Here is a 13,284-nt window from a genome sequence, read left to right as displayed (position 1 = left end):
CCGATTCGTCTCGCGGCTAGACCAGGAGGGTCAGGACCACCCAGGACACTGCGCCTCCGAGGAGGAGGGAGTCCAGGCGGTCCATCAGGCCGCCGTGGCCCGGCATGAAGCGGCCCATGTCCTTGATGCCGAGGTCGCGCTTGATGAGCGACTCGATCAGGTCACCCACGGTCGCGGCCAGGACCACCGCGACGCCGAGCACCACCCCGGCCCAGACGGGGCCGTCCAGCATCAGGGAGACCGTGAGGGCACCGGCCAGCATGCAGGCGAGGACCGACCCGACGAAGCCCTCCCAGGTCTTGTTGGGGCTGATGTTCGGCGCCATCTTGTGTCGGCCGGTGGTGATACCGGCGAAGTAGCCGCCGATGTCGCTGCTGATCGTCACGAGGATGAAGGCGATCAGCCGCTCTTGGCCGTCACCGGGGGTCGAGATCAGCAGTTGCCACGTGGCCAGCAGGAACGGCAGGTACAGCAGCACGAAGAGGCTGCCCGCCGCGTCCCGCACGTACCCGTCCGCACCCCCGCGCAGCCGCCAGGACAGGGCCGCGATCGCGGTGACCGCGGTCGTGCCCGCCAGCCAGCCCGGGCCGCCGAAGTACGCCGCCGGCTGCATCGCGATCCCGCCCGCGAGGAGCGGGGCCACCGCCAGGGACACGCCTTTCTCCGCGACCGCGCGCTTCAGCTCGCGCAGGCCGATGAGGACGGCCGCCGAGGTGATCGCGACGAACGCCGCGGGGAAGGGGTAGATCGACAGCAGGACGAGCGCGCCGAGGGCGATCCCGCTCACGGTGGCGAGCGGGAGGTTGCGGCCGGTTCGGATCGGGTCACCGCCGGGCTTGCGCAGCCCCTTGCGGGGCTTTCCGTTGCTCGTGCCGTTCATGCCCGATGCGCCTGAACCGTTCCTGTTCTCCGCCGATGGTGCGGGGCCGCCGGCCGATGTGGAGCCGCCCGCCGGAGGACCGCTGACGGCGGCCGAGCCATTGTCCGACCCGGACCCGTTGGCGGCGGCGGACGCTGTGCCGTTGGAGGACGGCGTCACCGGTGCGTCCGCGGAGTCGACAGAGTCAGCGGGCGGGCCAGCGGCGGCCCGCCCATTGTCGTCGGTGGAATCCGAACCGGGCTCAGAGTAGGACACGGACCCTAGACCTCGAGCAGTTCGGTTTCCTTGTGCTTCAGCAGCTCGTCGATCTCACCCGTGTACTTCTGGGTGAGCTCGTCCAGCTCGTCCTGCGCACGGTGGCCCTCGTCCTCGCCGATCTCGCCGCCCTTGACGGCCTTGTCCAGCGCGTCCTTGGCGTGCCGACGCACGTTGCGGATCGAGACCTTGCCGTCCTCAGCCTTGCCGCGGACCACCTTGATGTACTCCTTGCGGCGCTCCTCGGACAGCTCCGGGAAGACCACACGGATGATGTTGCCGTCGTTGGCGGGGTTCACGCCGAGGTCACTGTCGCGAATGGCCTTCTCGATGGCCTGCATCGAGGTCTTGTCGAACGGCGAGACGACCACCATGCGCGCTTCGGGGACGGAGAACGACGCGAGCTGGTTGACGGGGGTCTGGGCGCCGTAGTAGTCCACCGTGATCTTGTTGAACGTCGCGGGGCCGGGACGGCCCGTGCGGATCGCGGCGAAATCCTCCTTGGCGACCACGACCGCCTTTTCCATTTTCTCCTCTGCCTCGAGGAGTGTCTCTTCGATCATTGCGGCTCCCGTGTGTCGCTGTGGTCCGTCGATTCGAGGTCTGCGCTGAATCAGCGCTGGATCACTGGATCAGCTGTCGGCCGGACACACGATGGTGCCGATCTTCTCCCCGCGCACGGCGCGGACGATGTTGCCCTGCCCCATGAGGTCGAAGACGACGATCGGCAGACCGTTGTCCATGCACTGGCTCACCGCGGTGGCGTCCATGACCTTCAGGCCTCGGGTGAGCACTTCGTTGTAGTCGAGGCGGTCGAACTTCACCGCGTTCGGGTTGCGGTGCGGGTCGGAGTCGTAGACACCGTCGACCTGCGTGCCCTTGAGAACAGCGTGCGCACCGATCTCCAGCGCGCGCTGCGCAGCGGTGGTGTCGGTGGAGAAGAACGGCGCACCGAGACCGGCGCCGAAGATGACGACGCGGCCCTTCTCAAGGTGGCGCACCGCGCGGCGCGGGATGTAGGGCTCGGCGACCTGGCTCATGTGGATCGCCGTCTGCACGCGCGTCTCGACGCCCAGGCGCTCCAGGAAGTCCTGCAGGGCCAGGCAGTTGATGACGGTGCCGAGCATGCCCATGTAGTCGGCGCGCCCGCGCTCCATCCCGCCCTCGGACAGTTCGGCGCCGCGGATGTAGTTGCCGCCACCGACCACTATGGCGACCTGGATGCCCTCGGACGCGGCCTCCGCCACGGCCTCCGCCACGAACTGCACGATGCTGGGATCGATGCCCAGCTCGCTACCGCCGGCGAAGGCCTCTCCCGACAGTTTCAGCACCACGCGCTTCCAGCCCGTGTCGTGCATATCCGGGTCCTTCGTGCTGCTATGACCTTCGTTCTCCGGCACGGCGATCGGCCTCCTTCTGGTTCCCCCGAGCGGTTTGCGGCGCGGGGTCCCCTCCTAGGTTCGGCCCGAACCCCGCCTTTATCCACCGAAGGTGCCGGGGAAATCAATCCCCCGGCACCTCCATCATGTCAAAGGTCTAGGCCTGGCCGACCTTGAACCGGACGAATCGGCGCACGGTGACGCCGGCTTCGTCGACCACCTTCTGGATGGTCTTCTTGTTGTCCTTGACGAACGGCTGCCCGAGCAGCGTGGCGTCCTTGAAGAAGCCGTTGACGCGGCCCTCGATGATCTTCGGCAGAGCCTGCTCCGGCTTGCCCTCCTCGCGGGCGGTGGCCTCGGCGATGCGGCGCTCGTTGTCGACGATGTCGGCGGGGACGTCGTCCTTGCTCACGTACTTCGGAGCCAGAGCGGCGATCTGCTGGGCGAGGTCCTTGCCGATCTCGGCCTCGGCCTTGTCCAGCTCGACGAGCACACCCATGGTCGGGGGAAGGTCGGGGTCGGACTTGTGCATGTAGCTGGCGACGTAGGCGCCCTCGTACTTGGCGAAGCGGCGCAGCTCCAGCTTCTCGCCGATGACCGCGCTGGTCTCCTCGATGACCTTCTGCACGGACTTGCCGTCGGCGTACTCGGCGGCGAGCAGCGTCTCGACGTCGGCGAAGTCGTTGGCGGCGACGAAGTCGGCGATGCCGTTGGCGAGGGCCTGGAACTGGTCGTTCTTGGCGACGAAGTCCGTCTCGCAGTTCAGCTCGACCAGAACGGCGGCGGAGTCGCTGTCCTGCTTGAGGACCACGAGGCCGTTGGCGGCGGTGCGGTCGGCGCGCTTGCCGACATCCTTGGCGCCCTTGACGCGCAGGAACTCGACGGCCTTGTCGAAGTCGCCGTCGTGCTCCTCCAGCGCCTTCTTGCAGGCCATCATGCCGGCGCCGGTCGTGTCGCGCAGCTTCTTGACGTCAGCGGCGGTGTAGTTCGCCATGGCTGTTTCTCTCATCCCCTAGGAGAGTGGGTCTACGGTGTCTCAAAGGTGCCCTCCACACACGCTCGCGCCGAGGCGCGGGCTTGTGTGTGGAGGGCGGAGCGTTACCTGAGGCGGCCGACGGCTCAGTCTTCCTTCGGGGCCTCGGCGTCAGCAGCCGGGGTCTCGGCAGCCGGGGCCTCGGCGTCAGCAGCCGGAGCCTCAGCGGCCGGGGCCTCGTCCTTGGCCTCAGCCGGAGCCTCAGCCTTGGCCTCCTCGCCCTTGCCCTCGAGGAGCTCCCGCTCCCACTCGGCCAGCGGCTCCTCGGCGGCGGCCTTCTGCTCGTCGGTGGAGGCACCGGAGCGAGCCAGCAGACCGTCGGCGACCGCGTCGGCGACGACGCGGGTGAGCAGGCTGACGCTGCGGATGGCGTCGTCGTTGCCCGGGATCGGGTAGTCGACCTCGTCCGGGTCGCAGTTGGTGTCGAGGATGGCGACGACCGGGATGTTCAGCTTGCGAGCCTCGCTGATCGCGATGTGCTCCTTCTTGGTGTCCACGATCCACACGGCGCTGGGCACGCGGGACATGTCGCGGATACCGCCGAGCGTGCGCTCCAGCTTCTCCTTCTCGCGGCGCAGGCCAAGAAGCTCCTTCTTGGTCAGGCCGGAGCCGGGGACGTCGTCGAAGTCGATCTCCTCGAGCTCCTTCAGACGCTGCAGCCGCTTGTGGACGGTGGAGAAGTTGGTGAGCATGCCGCCGAGCCAACGCTGGTTGACGTAGGGCATGCCGACGCGGCGAGCCTGCTCGTCGATGGCCTCCTGCGCCTGCTTCTTCGTGCCGACGAAGAGGATGGTGCCGCCGTGGGCGACCGTCTCCTTGACGAACTCGTAGGCGCGGTCGATGTAGGCGAGCGACTTCTGCAGGTCGATGATGTAGATGCCGTTGCGCTCGGTGAAGATGAAGCGCTTCATCTTCGGGTTCCAGCGACGGGTCTGGTGCCCGAAGTGGACGCCGCTCTCGAGCAGCTGACGGATCGTCACGACTGTGGTGGCCATGACCGGGTCCTTCCTGTGCGGCGGGACGGATCCCGCCTCGGTTGTTCCTGACGTCCCGGCCGATCCGCCGCACCGCCTGCGGCGGCGCGGACCGTAAGACCGACCCCTTCCGGGGAAAGCACGGGGACGTGCGTAGTTGGTGACTCAAGTTGAGCCACAGAAGATTCTAACCGGAGCAGCGCCCTCGCGCGCCGGTGAGACGCCGCGATGGGGAGATGTCAAGCACGTCGGGGGCGTTGTCCGGGGGTGCGTCGGCGGCCTGGTCGTCCACAGGAGCCGGGATCCGCGTGGCGGGAGGGGTGGGCTCTCCCCACCCTGGTGTCCATGAAGATCTCGCGCCGCCGCTACCGGTCTCCCACCTCTCGCCCCTGCCGTCCCATCCCATCGTCCTCTCCTCACATGCGTGCTCCGGCCTCAGACGCACCGTCGTCGACCATCGCCGCGCTCGTGTCGGCGGCGGTCGCCGTCGGATTCGTCGCCCTAGTCGTACTGGTCCTGCTGGTCCTGGTGCGGGGGACGTCCGCGTCGGCGGACAGCGAGGCGGCGTGGCGGTGGCCACTGGAGGGCAAGCGGGAGGTGGTCCGCCCGTTCGATCCTCCGGAGGAGCGGTGGCTGCCGGGGCATCGAGGTGTCGACCTCGCGGCCGACGAGGGCGCGGTGGTGATGGCGGCAGGCGCGGGTCGGGTGGCCTTCGCCGGACCCGTGGCCGGAACGGGTGTGGTGAGCATCGCCCATGGCGAACTGCGCACGACCTACCTGCCGGTCGAGGCGGAGGTGGAACGCGGCGACCCGGTCGATGCCGGGGACGTCATCGGCACGGTCGCGGCCGCGCCGCGCCACTGCGGTCGGCGGGCCTGTCTGCACTGGGGGTTGCTGCGCGATCGCGCCTACCTGGATCCCCTGGCGCTCCTCGGCATGGGCGAGATCCGGCTCCTTCCGGTGCTGGGCACCGGACGCGCGTCACGCGCGGGGGTGGGCCTGGTTGTAGGCGCGGGTGAGCCGCTCGATGGAGACGTGGGTGTAGATCTGGGTGCTGCGCAGTGAGGCGTGGCCCAGGATCTCCTGGACGCTGCGCAGGTCGGCGCCACCGTTCAGCAGGTGGGTGGCGGCGCTGTGCCGCAGGCCGTGCGGGCTGATGTCGTCGCCCGTCTCCTCGTGCCGCATGCGTTCGTGGACGTCGCGACGGGCCGTGCGGGTGCCCAGCCTCCCCCCGCGCGCACCGAGGAAGAGCGCGGGTCCGCTGCCGGCGTTCGCCCAGTGCGGGCGTCCCGCGTGCAACCAGCGGTCCACCGCGTCCAGCGCTGGGACGCCGATGGGCACGACGCGGTCCTTGGCGCCCTTGCCATGGACGAGCAGGGTGCGGCGTTCGCGGTCGACGTCGTCGAGATCGAGCGCGCACAGCTCGGCCACGCGGATGCCGGTGGCATAGAGGACTTCGACGATGGCGGTGCGGCGGAGCGCGGTCGGGGAATCGTCGTCCTCCCCGTTCGGCCGCAGTGCGGTGTGGGCCTGTTCCTCGTCGAGGACGTCGGGGAGCGGGCGCCGTGGGGCCGGAGTGGCGAGCAGCGGCCCCGGGTCGACCGCTAGCCGCCCGGAGCGATACAGGAAGGCGGTGAAGCCGCGCGCCGCGGCCGTGCGCCGCGCCATGGTGGAGCGGGCCGCGCCCGCCGCATGCGACCGGGAGAGCCAGTCGCGCAGCAGCGCGATGTCGATGTCCTGGATTCCGCGACCGGTATCGTCGAGGTGGCCAAGGAGGCCGCGCAGGTCGCTGAGGTAGGCACGGACCGTGTGCGGCGAACGCCCCGCGCCTTCGAGGTGGCCGCGGAACTCAGCGAGGAGCTCGGCATGCCCCGCCTGCGACTCCGCGTCGGCGTCGCCCTGCTCCCGGCTCGTCTCGTGTGCGGGCTGGTCCTCACTCATCTCGCCTCGCTGCGACCACCCGAGCCGGGCAGGCACGCCACGGCGTCGATCTCCACCAGAAAGCGGGAGTCGACCAACCCGGTCACTTCGAGGAGGGTGCTGGCTGGACGTGGCTGTTGCACGAGGAACTCGTTCAGCACCTGCCGGACGGCCTGCAGGTCGGCGATATGCCGCAGGTAGTAGGTGACCTTGACCAGATTCCGGAGATCCGCCTGGTATGGAGCGAGAGCCGCCTCAACGTTGCGGAAGACCTGCCGGGTCTGCTCCACGGCGTCACCGGAGGCGACACTGCCATCCGGGGCCTCGGGAGTCTGACCGGAGACGAAAACAAGCGGTCCATCCGCCAGGAATGCGGCGCTGTAGTTCCTCGTCATGGCGCAACATTACCCTTCAGGCCCGTCACAGCACCGATTTAAGGACGTAGCCGTGCCGCCGCGGATCATTCGCTCCAGCTCATCTCTCCTGCATGCCACTGTCAGGACGGGTGCGCCAGCCCTCGGCACACCGTTCGATGAAACCACCGGCCGCGAGCAGTCCCAGGCGCCCCAGGGCGGCGTCGAGATCCAGATCCGCTGCGAGGGCGATGGTGGCGGTTCCGGTTCCCCTGCGGTCCGGGACGGCGTCGAGGACGCGCCGCGACTCTTCGTCCAGGCCGTCGCGTGCCAGTGCGGTGCCGCCGCCAGGACGCAGCTCCTCGCCGATCGGGCCGAGCTGTTCGGCGACGTCGGCGGCGTCGGTGACACAGGCGGCCTGCCACTCCCGAAGCAGCCGGTGGCAGCCGGCTGAGAGTGCGGAGGTGACCGGTCCGGGTACCGCCATGAGCACACTGCACAGGTCCTGCGCGTGCCGGGCCGTGTTCAGCGCGCCGCTGCGCAGTCCCGCCTCGACCACGACGGTGCCCGGGGTCAGCGCGGCGATGATCCTGTTCCGAACCAGGAATCCGTGCCGGGTGGGGACGGTCCCGCGTGGGTGTTCGCTGACCAGCGTGCCACGCGCGGCGATGTCGACGAACAGGGCCTCATGCCCGCGCGGGTAGTCGATGTCGAGCCCGCAGGCGAGGACGGCGACGGTGGGCGCCCCGCCCGCGAGTGCCCCGCGATGCGCGGCTCCGTCGATACCGTAGGCGCCGCCGGAGACCACCGACCAGGAGCGTTCGGCGAGCCCGCAGGCCAGGTCCGCCGCGACGTGCAGTCCGTAACCGGTAGCGGCACGGGAGCCCACCATCGCCACCGACCTCAGGCAGGCGTTGCGCAGGTCCTGGACGCCACGCAGCCACAGTGCGTAGGGGCGCCGCTGCCCCAGCCGGTCCAACCGTCCGGGCCATTCCGGGTCTCCGGGAACGACCAGCCGCCCTCCCATCTCGGCTGACGCGGACAGCAGGGCATCGGGGTCGATCCCCTGAGCACGGGCGCGCCACCGCTCCTGCCTGGCGGTGCGGGTCGATCGCTGTTGTGTGTCCGTTCCTTCCACATCGGGAAGCTTGGTCCCGGCGCGCAGCGCGGCCCAGATCTCGGCGGCGCCGTGCTCGCCGATCAGCGCGCCCATGAGAGGATCTCCGGCGTCGGCCGCGGCGGTGAGGCAGGCACGCGCTCGGGCGTCGTCCGTCGGCGCGCCGCTCACTGCGCCCGCCCCGACCAGAGCGCGAACGCGTAGGCGGTGTCGTCGATCCCGGGCTCACCACGCCCCGCCAGATCGGCCAGGGTCCAGGCGACGCGCAGGGCGCGGTCGACACCCCGGGCGCTGACCTCGCCGCGATCGAGTGCCGCGCCGAGGAGGCGCAGCGCGTCGGACGCGACCGGGAAGCGGCGTCTCAGCTCCGCACCGGGAATCTCGGCGTTCGTGGACCACGGTGTCGCGGCGAGCCGCTTGGCCGCCCGCTCCCGGGCCTGGACCACGCGTTCGCCGACGGTCGCGGACGACTCGGCGAAGGCACGGTCGGCGAGAAGTTCGGCGTTCGCGACCGGCTGTAGCTCGACCTTCAAGTCGACACGGTCGAGCAGCGGTCCGGACAGCCGCGCCAGGTAGCGGCGGCGCCGCACCGACGGGCACACGCAGGCCGGGCCGCCTTTCCCGCATGGGCACGGATTGGCGGCGAGTACCAGGAGGAATCGTGCCGGGAAGAGCGCGGTGGCCGCCACCCGGGACACCGTCACCTCCCCGCTCTCCAGGGGTTGCCGCAGCGAGTCGAGGACGTTGCGGTCGAATTCCGGGGCCTCGTCCAGGAACAGGCAGCCCCGGTGGGCCAGCGACACGCAGCCCGGGTGGAGCCGCGAACTGCCGCCGCCGACCATCGCGGCCCGGGTGGCGGTGTGGTGCGGCGCGCAGAACGGAGGGCGGTCGACCAGCGGCGAGCCTTCGGGAAGCTCCCCGGCCACCGAGTGGACGGCGGTGACTTCGATGGCCTCCGCCTGGCTGAGGGGCGGGAGGATGGTCGGCAGGCGCTCGGCCAGCAGGCTCTTGCCGGTTCCCGGCGGGCCGACGAGCATCAGGTGGTGGCCTCCGGCCGCCGCGATCTCGACCGCGCGGCGGGCCACGGGCTGTCCGAGGACGTCCGCGAGATCCAGGTGGCGCGCTGGGCGTGGTGCCGGGGCGGCGGACTCGGTCTCCTCGTCGAAGAGTGACAGTTCGACGGGGTGGCCGCGCAGCCGGGCGAAGAGTTCGGCGAGTGAGGCGGTGGGCTCGACTTCGGCGTCCGGGACGAGCCGGGCCTCGTCCGCGTTGCCGCGCGCGACCACGAAGCTCGGATATCCGGCGCGGACTCCGGACAGGACGGCGGGCAGTACCCCGGTGACCGCGCGGGTGCGGCCGTCGAGGCCGAGCTCGGCGAGGAAGACGGAGTTCTGGACGCCTTCGACCGGGATGGCGCCGTCGGCAGCGATGACGGCGGCGGCGATCGCGAGGTCGAATCCGCTGCCGCGCTTGGGCAAGCTGGCGGGCGACAGGCTAACTGTGATGTGGCCCTCCGGCCAGCGCTCGCCTGAGTTGACGAGGGCCGCGCGGATGCGGTCGCGGGCCTCGCGCAGGGCGGTATCGGGCAGCCCGACCAGGGTGAGCCCCGCGGGACCGTCACCGATGTGCGCCTCGACTTCCACGATGTGCCCATCGACCCCGATCAGGGCCATGGACCGGACGCGTGCCAGACCCATCTCACGCCACCGCCCGATGGTGGCCGACATAGGTGCGGCCGTCGGAGCGGACCAGGACGGCGATGACGTCGATCCGGACCCGAGCGGCGGCTGCGCCGTTGCGTTCCGACCACAGCCGCGCCAGCATGCGCAGCCGATCGCGCTTGCGGCGATCGACCGCCTCCAGTGGCGACCCGAACCGCACGCTGGTCCGCGTCTTCACTTCCGCGATGACGAGTGTGGACCCGGAACGCGCCACGATGTCGATCTCCCCTTGGGGACATCGCCAGTTGCGCGCCAGGACGCGCATCCCCTGACGCTCCAGAAACGCCGCGGCGAGCTCCTCTCCTCGCCGCCCCAGGTCCATCCTGCGCCGGACCCACGCCCGGACGTCGATCGCCATATGCGATCACCTCCCCGCCCCAAAGTGCGGGGACGGCGGCGTCCGGCGCGACCCACGTTTCTCCGGCTGTGGATAACCCGTCGCCCACCACCTCTGGCGCGGGGGCGGGCGTGGAGGAGAGGTGAGACTCGCTCACCAGGCGGCGCACACAGAAATATCGCATGACCGGAGGGGCCGGTCATGCGATGGTGAGTCGCCTTGGGCCACCGGGGAACCGCAGGTGGTCAGGCGACGGGATCGGGAGACGTCGTCGGGATTCCCTAGACCGTATGGCCGGAACCGGGGACCTCGAGGTCGGACTTGGTGATCTCTTCGACGTTGACGTCCTTGAACGTCACCACGCGCACGTTGCGGACGAACCGGGCGGGGCGGTACATATCCCACACCCAGGCGTCTTCCATCGTGACCTCGAAGTACATCTCACCGTTCTCGGTGCTGCGCGGCTGGAGGTCGACGTGGTTGGTGAGGTAGAACCTGCGCTCGGTCTCCACCACGTACCCGAAGAGGCCGACAACATCCCGGTACTCGCGATAGAGCTGCAGCTCCATCTCGGCTTCGTACTTCTCCAGGTCCTCAGAACTCATTTCGCGCTCGCTTTCGTCGTGCACTCCCGGTTCGGTCTTCTGGCCCCCTTCGACCCCGTCGCTGTACACGTGTCGGTGACGTCGTCGCCCCGGTGCGGGGGCCGACGAATCCGTCGTCACTGAATCCATGATGCGACACATGTCAACCGCGCGCGATCAATCCCGGAATCTTCGGCGTGTGACTTCCGGAACCGCCGGCGCAGCGCCCGCTGGGCGCGGCGTCCGCCCAGGTGGAGGGGGACGGCAGCGGCGGTTCCGAGGGCAAGGGGGCGAACGGAAGCGCGGCGGCCGCCACGGGCGCGCTCGCCAGATCGGGCTCACCCCCGACGTCCGATCCGCTCGCCGACTTCTTCCCCTCCGCGGTCTCGTCGTTCAGCTTCTCGAACGTGTCGGGGATGGGCAAGGTGCCCCACCGGTCCAGCGGCCAGACGATCACGAAGGCGCGGCCGACCACGCTGTCGATGGCGACGCTCCCCTCCCCCGGGTCGTTCTGGTGCAGCCGGGAGTCATAGGAGATGGCGCGGTGGTCGCCCATGAGCCACACCCGGCCCTCGGGCACGGTCACGGGGCCGAACTCGGTTTCGGTGGCGGCGCTGCCCGGGAAGAGGTAGTCCTCCTCGTCCAGCGGGACCCCGTTGACGGTAACCCGGTTCTCCGCGTCGCAGCACGCGACGGTGTCGCCGGGCAGCGCGATGACGCGCTTGATGTAGTCCTTGCCGGTGGGCTGCACCCCGAGCTGCTGGCCCACCCAGGTGAACAGCCGCGAGACCGGGTTGGTCGGCTCCTCCACGACCACGGTCTCGCCCTCGTCCCAGGAGCCGGAGCCGTTGAAGACCACGACGTCGCCCCGTTTGATGTCGCGCACCTGGTAGACGAGCTTGTTGACCAGCACGCGGTCACCGACGAGGAGGGTCTCCTCCATTGACTTCGACGGGATGTAGAACGCCTGGACGACCCACGTCTTGATGACGAACGCCAGGACCAGCGCGATCACGATCAGGATCGGCAGCTCCTTCCAGAAGGAACCCTGCTTCTCCTTCGACCCCTCGTTCTTGGCGCTCATCGTCTTGCCAACGCTCTCCTCCGTGCCGACCGCCTCCGCGGCCGAACCCTCATCTGACGCAGTGTTCCCGGTACCCCCGGATACAACTCTGGCTCCCCCATGATCGGTCATGGGGGAGCCAGTGTCATCGGCCGGGCCGCCCGATTCGCGCCGATCGGCGTCGTCCTCGGGCTGCCCGTCCGGTCGCGACTGCGATTCTTCGTTGCTCATCGGCAACGAAGCCTAGCCGAGCAGGACGCCACGCGTCGGGAAAGGCTGGCCCCGACAGGGGCGACGGCCGCGGCCGGGAGCGCCTAGCCCTTGGAGGACTCGCGGCGCTCGGGGATCCGGGCGGCCTTGCCGCGCAGGTCACGCAGGTAGTACAGCTTGGCGCGACGGACGCGGCCGCGGGCCGCGATCTCGATCTTCTCGATCGCCGGGGTGTGGACCGGGAAGGTCCGCTCCACGCCGACGCTGTAGCTGATCTTGCGGACCGTGAAGGTCTCGCGGTTCCCGGCGCCCTGCCGCCGGATGACGACACCCTTGAAGACCTGGATCCGGGAGCGGTTGCCCTCCGTGACCCGCACGTGAACGTTCAGCGTGTCGCCCGGGCGGAAGTCGGGGATGTCGGAGCGCAGCTGCGCCTTCTCAAGCTCCTGAATAGCGGTGTGCATCTCAGCGGTTCCTCATCGATTGCGCGCCGCGGCGACGGACATGGCGGTTCGCGCGGGCGGATCTGCTGCTCGGGTCGAAATGGTGTGCCTCTGGCGGCTCATCCGCGGTCGTTCGCGCTGGTTCCAACGGCGATGACGACACGCCGACGATGTTCATCGGCAGGGGCAACTCGTCTAGTCTGCCACAGATTCGGCACCGGTCTGTAACCGAGCCTCCTCCAGGACGTCCCGGTCACGCTGGTCAAGCCGGTCGGTCGGCATGCTCTCCAGCAGATCCGGGCGGTTGCGGGCGGTCTTGCGGAGCGATTGGTCACGCCGCCAGCGGTCGACGGCGCCGTGGTTTCCGGACAGGAGCACCGGCGGGACCTCGTGGTCGCGCCAGACCGCGGGCTTGGTGTAGACCGGCCCCTCCACCAGGTGCCGCATCTCGCCGGTCGCGAAGGAGTCCTGGGCCACCGATTCGCGGTTGCCCAGCACCCCGGGCAGCAGCCGGGAGATCGTCTCCACCATGACCAGCGTCGCCGACTCTCCGCCCGCCAGGACGTAGTCGCCGATGCTGAGTTCCTCCACCGGCATGCGCTGCGCGGCGTCCTCGGCGACGCGGGAGTCGATCCCCTCATAGCGGCCGCAGGCGAAGACCAGCCACGGCTCGGCAGCCAGCCGGTCGGCGTGCGCCTGGGTGAACGGGACGCCGCTGGGTGTGGGCAGGATCAGCCGCGGCACGGCCGGAGCCGCCGTCTCATCCCCGTGACCGCCCTGGGACGGCTTCGCGGTGACGGCGTCCAGCGCCTCGCCCCACGGCTCGGGCTTCATGACCATGCCGGGACCGCCACCGTAGGGGGTGTCGTCGACGGTGCTGTGCCGGTCATAGGTCCAGGACCGCAGGTCGTGCAGGCGCACGTCGAGGATCCCCGACGTCCGCGCCTTGCCGATCAGCGATAGCTCCAGCGGGGTGAAGTAGTCGGGGAAGATGGTGATGATGTCGATGCGCATA

At 69.8% G+C, this 13,284-nt stretch carries 16 protein-coding genes; 2 read left to right on the top strand and 14 right to left on the bottom strand.

The window, feature by feature from the left end; genetic code table 11:
* Positions 1-16 precede the first annotated feature (16 nt).
* Complete coding sequence (locus CDO52_RS08970; RefSeq protein ID WP_017617466.1) at positions 17-880, bottom strand: phosphatidate cytidylyltransferase; 864 nt, start codon at positions 878-880, stop codon at positions 17-19.
* On the opposite strand from CDO52_RS08970, the gene CDO52_RS27340 reads away from it, so the two are divergent.
* On the top strand, positions 879-1,130 hold the full coding sequence (locus CDO52_RS27340) for a hypothetical protein (protein WP_157745500.1): 252 nt from the start codon (positions 879-881) through the stop codon (positions 1,128-1,130). The genes CDO52_RS08970 and CDO52_RS27340 overlap by 2 nt on opposite strands.
* Before the next feature lie 10 nt (positions 1,131-1,140).
* Here CDO52_RS27340 and frr read toward each other — a convergent pair whose 3' ends face one another.
* The 4 genes from frr to rpsB all read right to left on the bottom strand — a co-directional run bounded on the left by frr (position 1,141) and on the right by rpsB (position 4,542).
* Positions 1,141-1,698, bottom strand: a complete 558-nt coding sequence (gene frr, locus CDO52_RS08965) for a ribosome recycling factor (protein ID WP_017617465.1) — start codon at positions 1,696-1,698, stop codon at positions 1,141-1,143.
* Positions 1,699-1,767: 69 nt separating this feature from the next.
* Entirely contained in the window at positions 1,768-2,493 is a 726-nt protein-coding gene (gene pyrH / locus CDO52_RS08960; RefSeq protein WP_017617464.1) for a UMP kinase, read from the bottom strand.
* A 178-nt stretch (positions 2,494-2,671) separates the two neighbouring features.
* Entirely contained in the window at positions 2,672-3,508 is an 837-nt protein-coding gene (gene tsf, locus CDO52_RS08955; protein ID WP_017617463.1) for a translation elongation factor Ts, read from the bottom strand.
* A 125-nt stretch (positions 3,509-3,633) separates the two neighbouring features.
* Positions 3,634-4,542 carry a 30S ribosomal protein S2 gene (gene rpsB, locus CDO52_RS08950; RefSeq protein ID WP_017617462.1) on the bottom strand — a complete coding sequence of 303 codons (909 nt, stop codon included), beginning with the start codon at positions 4,540-4,542 and terminating at the stop codon, positions 3,634-3,636.
* A 399-nt stretch (positions 4,543-4,941) separates the two neighbouring features.
* Between rpsB and CDO52_RS08945 the strand changes: the two genes are divergently transcribed.
* Positions 4,942-5,586, top strand: a complete 645-nt coding sequence (locus tag CDO52_RS08945; RefSeq protein ID WP_083919736.1) for a murein hydrolase activator EnvC family protein — start codon at positions 4,942-4,944, stop codon at positions 5,584-5,586.
* Here CDO52_RS08945 and CDO52_RS08940 read toward each other — a convergent pair.
* From CDO52_RS08940 to trmD, 9 genes are all read right to left on the bottom strand, one after another.
* Positions 5,503-6,462 (bottom strand): tyrosine recombinase XerC, encoded by a 960-nt coding sequence (locus tag CDO52_RS08940; RefSeq protein ID WP_094932309.1) that lies wholly within the window; start codon positions 6,460-6,462, stop codon positions 5,503-5,505. The two genes, CDO52_RS08945 and CDO52_RS08940, sit on opposite strands and share 84 nt — an antisense overlap.
* Positions 6,459-6,836, bottom strand: coding sequence for a RidA family protein (locus CDO52_RS08935; RefSeq protein ID WP_017617459.1), 378 nt, complete (start codon positions 6,834-6,836; stop codon positions 6,459-6,461). The genes CDO52_RS08940 and CDO52_RS08935 overlap by 4 nt, the downstream gene beginning before the upstream one ends.
* A gap of 79 nt (positions 6,837-6,915) precedes the next feature.
* Positions 6,916-8,082 carry a DNA-processing protein DprA gene (gene dprA, locus CDO52_RS08930; RefSeq protein ID WP_232524419.1) on the bottom strand — a complete coding sequence of 389 codons (1,167 nt, stop codon included), beginning with the start codon at positions 8,080-8,082 and terminating at the stop codon, positions 6,916-6,918.
* Positions 8,079-9,608, bottom strand: coding sequence for a YifB family Mg chelatase-like AAA ATPase (locus CDO52_RS08925; protein WP_026125552.1), 1,530 nt, complete (start codon positions 9,606-9,608; stop codon positions 8,079-8,081). The genes dprA and CDO52_RS08925 overlap by 4 nt, the downstream gene beginning before the upstream one ends.
* Before the next feature lies 1 nt (position 9,609).
* Positions 9,610-9,990: a YraN family protein gene (locus CDO52_RS08920; protein WP_017617456.1), complete on the bottom strand. Its 381-nt coding sequence runs from the start codon at positions 9,988-9,990 to the stop codon at positions 9,610-9,612.
* A 260-nt stretch (positions 9,991-10,250) separates the two neighbouring features.
* The gene (locus CDO52_RS08915) at positions 10,251-10,574 is read right to left on the bottom strand and encodes a DUF2469 domain-containing protein (RefSeq protein WP_026125551.1); all 324 of its coding nucleotides are present in this window, start codon (positions 10,572-10,574) and stop codon (positions 10,251-10,253) included.
* Between the two features lie 142 nt (positions 10,575-10,716).
* Positions 10,717-11,637, bottom strand: a complete 921-nt coding sequence (lepB, locus tag CDO52_RS08910; protein WP_394340780.1) for a signal peptidase I — start codon at positions 11,635-11,637, stop codon at positions 10,717-10,719.
* Between the two features lie 293 nt (positions 11,638-11,930).
* A complete protein-coding gene (gene rplS / locus CDO52_RS08905; RefSeq protein WP_017617453.1) occupies positions 11,931-12,290 on the bottom strand; it encodes a 50S ribosomal protein L19 in 360 nt (119 codons plus the stop codon).
* A gap of 174 nt (positions 12,291-12,464) precedes the next feature.
* The gene (gene trmD / locus CDO52_RS08900; protein ID WP_094932307.1) at positions 12,465-13,283 is read right to left on the bottom strand and encodes a tRNA (guanosine(37)-N1)-methyltransferase TrmD; all 819 of its coding nucleotides are present in this window, start codon (positions 13,281-13,283) and stop codon (positions 12,465-12,467) included.
* Position 13,284: the final 1 nt, after the last annotated feature.

This window comes from Nocardiopsis gilva YIM 90087 (assembly GCF_002263495.1).
Classification (GTDB): domain Bacteria; phylum Actinomycetota; class Actinomycetes; order Streptosporangiales; family Streptosporangiaceae; genus Nocardiopsis_C; species Nocardiopsis_C gilva.
The sequence above is the reverse complement of the archived record's forward strand: the minus strand, read 5'-3'. Positions and strand labels throughout refer to the sequence as shown.

What these genes read in the sequence shown, in the direction of transcription:
- lepB (WP_394340780.1), bottom strand. Translation starts at nt 11,637, where the DNA reads ATGAGCGCCAAGAACGAGGGGTCGAAGGAGAAGCAGGGTTCCTTCTGG.
- CDO52_RS27340 (WP_157745500.1), top strand. Translation starts at nt 879, where the DNA reads ATGCCCGATGCGCCTGAACCGTTCCTGTTCTCCGCCGATGGTGCGGGG.
- CDO52_RS08920 (WP_017617456.1), bottom strand. Translation starts at nt 9,990, where the DNA reads ATGGCGATCGACGTCCGGGCGTGGGTCCGGCGCAGGATGGACCTGGGG.
- CDO52_RS08915 (WP_026125551.1), bottom strand. Translation starts at nt 10,574, where the DNA reads ATGAGTTCTGAGGACCTGGAGAAGTACGAAGCCGAGATGGAGCTGCAG.
- CDO52_RS08940 (WP_094932309.1), bottom strand. Translation starts at nt 6,462, where the DNA reads ATGAGTGAGGACCAGCCCGCACACGAGACGAGCCGGGAGCAGGGCGAC.
- rplS (WP_017617453.1), bottom strand. Translation starts at nt 12,290, where the DNA reads ATGCACACCGCTATTCAGGAGCTTGAGAAGGCGCAGCTGCGCTCCGAC.
- CDO52_RS08970 (WP_017617466.1), bottom strand. Translation starts at nt 880, where the DNA reads ATGAACGGCACGAGCAACGGAAAGCCCCGCAAGGGGCTGCGCAAGCCC.
- CDO52_RS08925 (WP_026125552.1), bottom strand. Translation starts at nt 9,608, where the DNA reads ATGGGTCTGGCACGCGTCCGGTCCATGGCCCTGATCGGGGTCGATGGG.
- tsf (WP_017617463.1), bottom strand. Translation starts at nt 3,508, where the DNA reads ATGGCGAACTACACCGCCGCTGACGTCAAGAAGCTGCGCGACACGACC.
- rpsB (WP_017617462.1), bottom strand. Translation starts at nt 4,542, where the DNA reads ATGGCCACCACAGTCGTGACGATCCGTCAGCTGCTCGAGAGCGGCGTC.
- CDO52_RS08935 (WP_017617459.1), bottom strand. Translation starts at nt 6,836, where the DNA reads ATGACGAGGAACTACAGCGCCGCATTCCTGGCGGATGGACCGCTTGTT.
- CDO52_RS08945 (WP_083919736.1), top strand. Translation starts at nt 4,942, where the DNA reads ATGCGTGCTCCGGCCTCAGACGCACCGTCGTCGACCATCGCCGCGCTC.
- frr (WP_017617465.1), bottom strand. Translation starts at nt 1,698, where the DNA reads ATGATCGAAGAGACACTCCTCGAGGCAGAGGAGAAAATGGAAAAGGCG.
- pyrH (WP_017617464.1), bottom strand. Translation starts at nt 2,493, where the DNA reads ATGCACGACACGGGCTGGAAGCGCGTGGTGCTGAAACTGTCGGGAGAG.
- trmD (WP_094932307.1), bottom strand. Translation starts at nt 13,283, where the DNA reads ATGCGCATCGACATCATCACCATCTTCCCCGACTACTTCACCCCGCTG.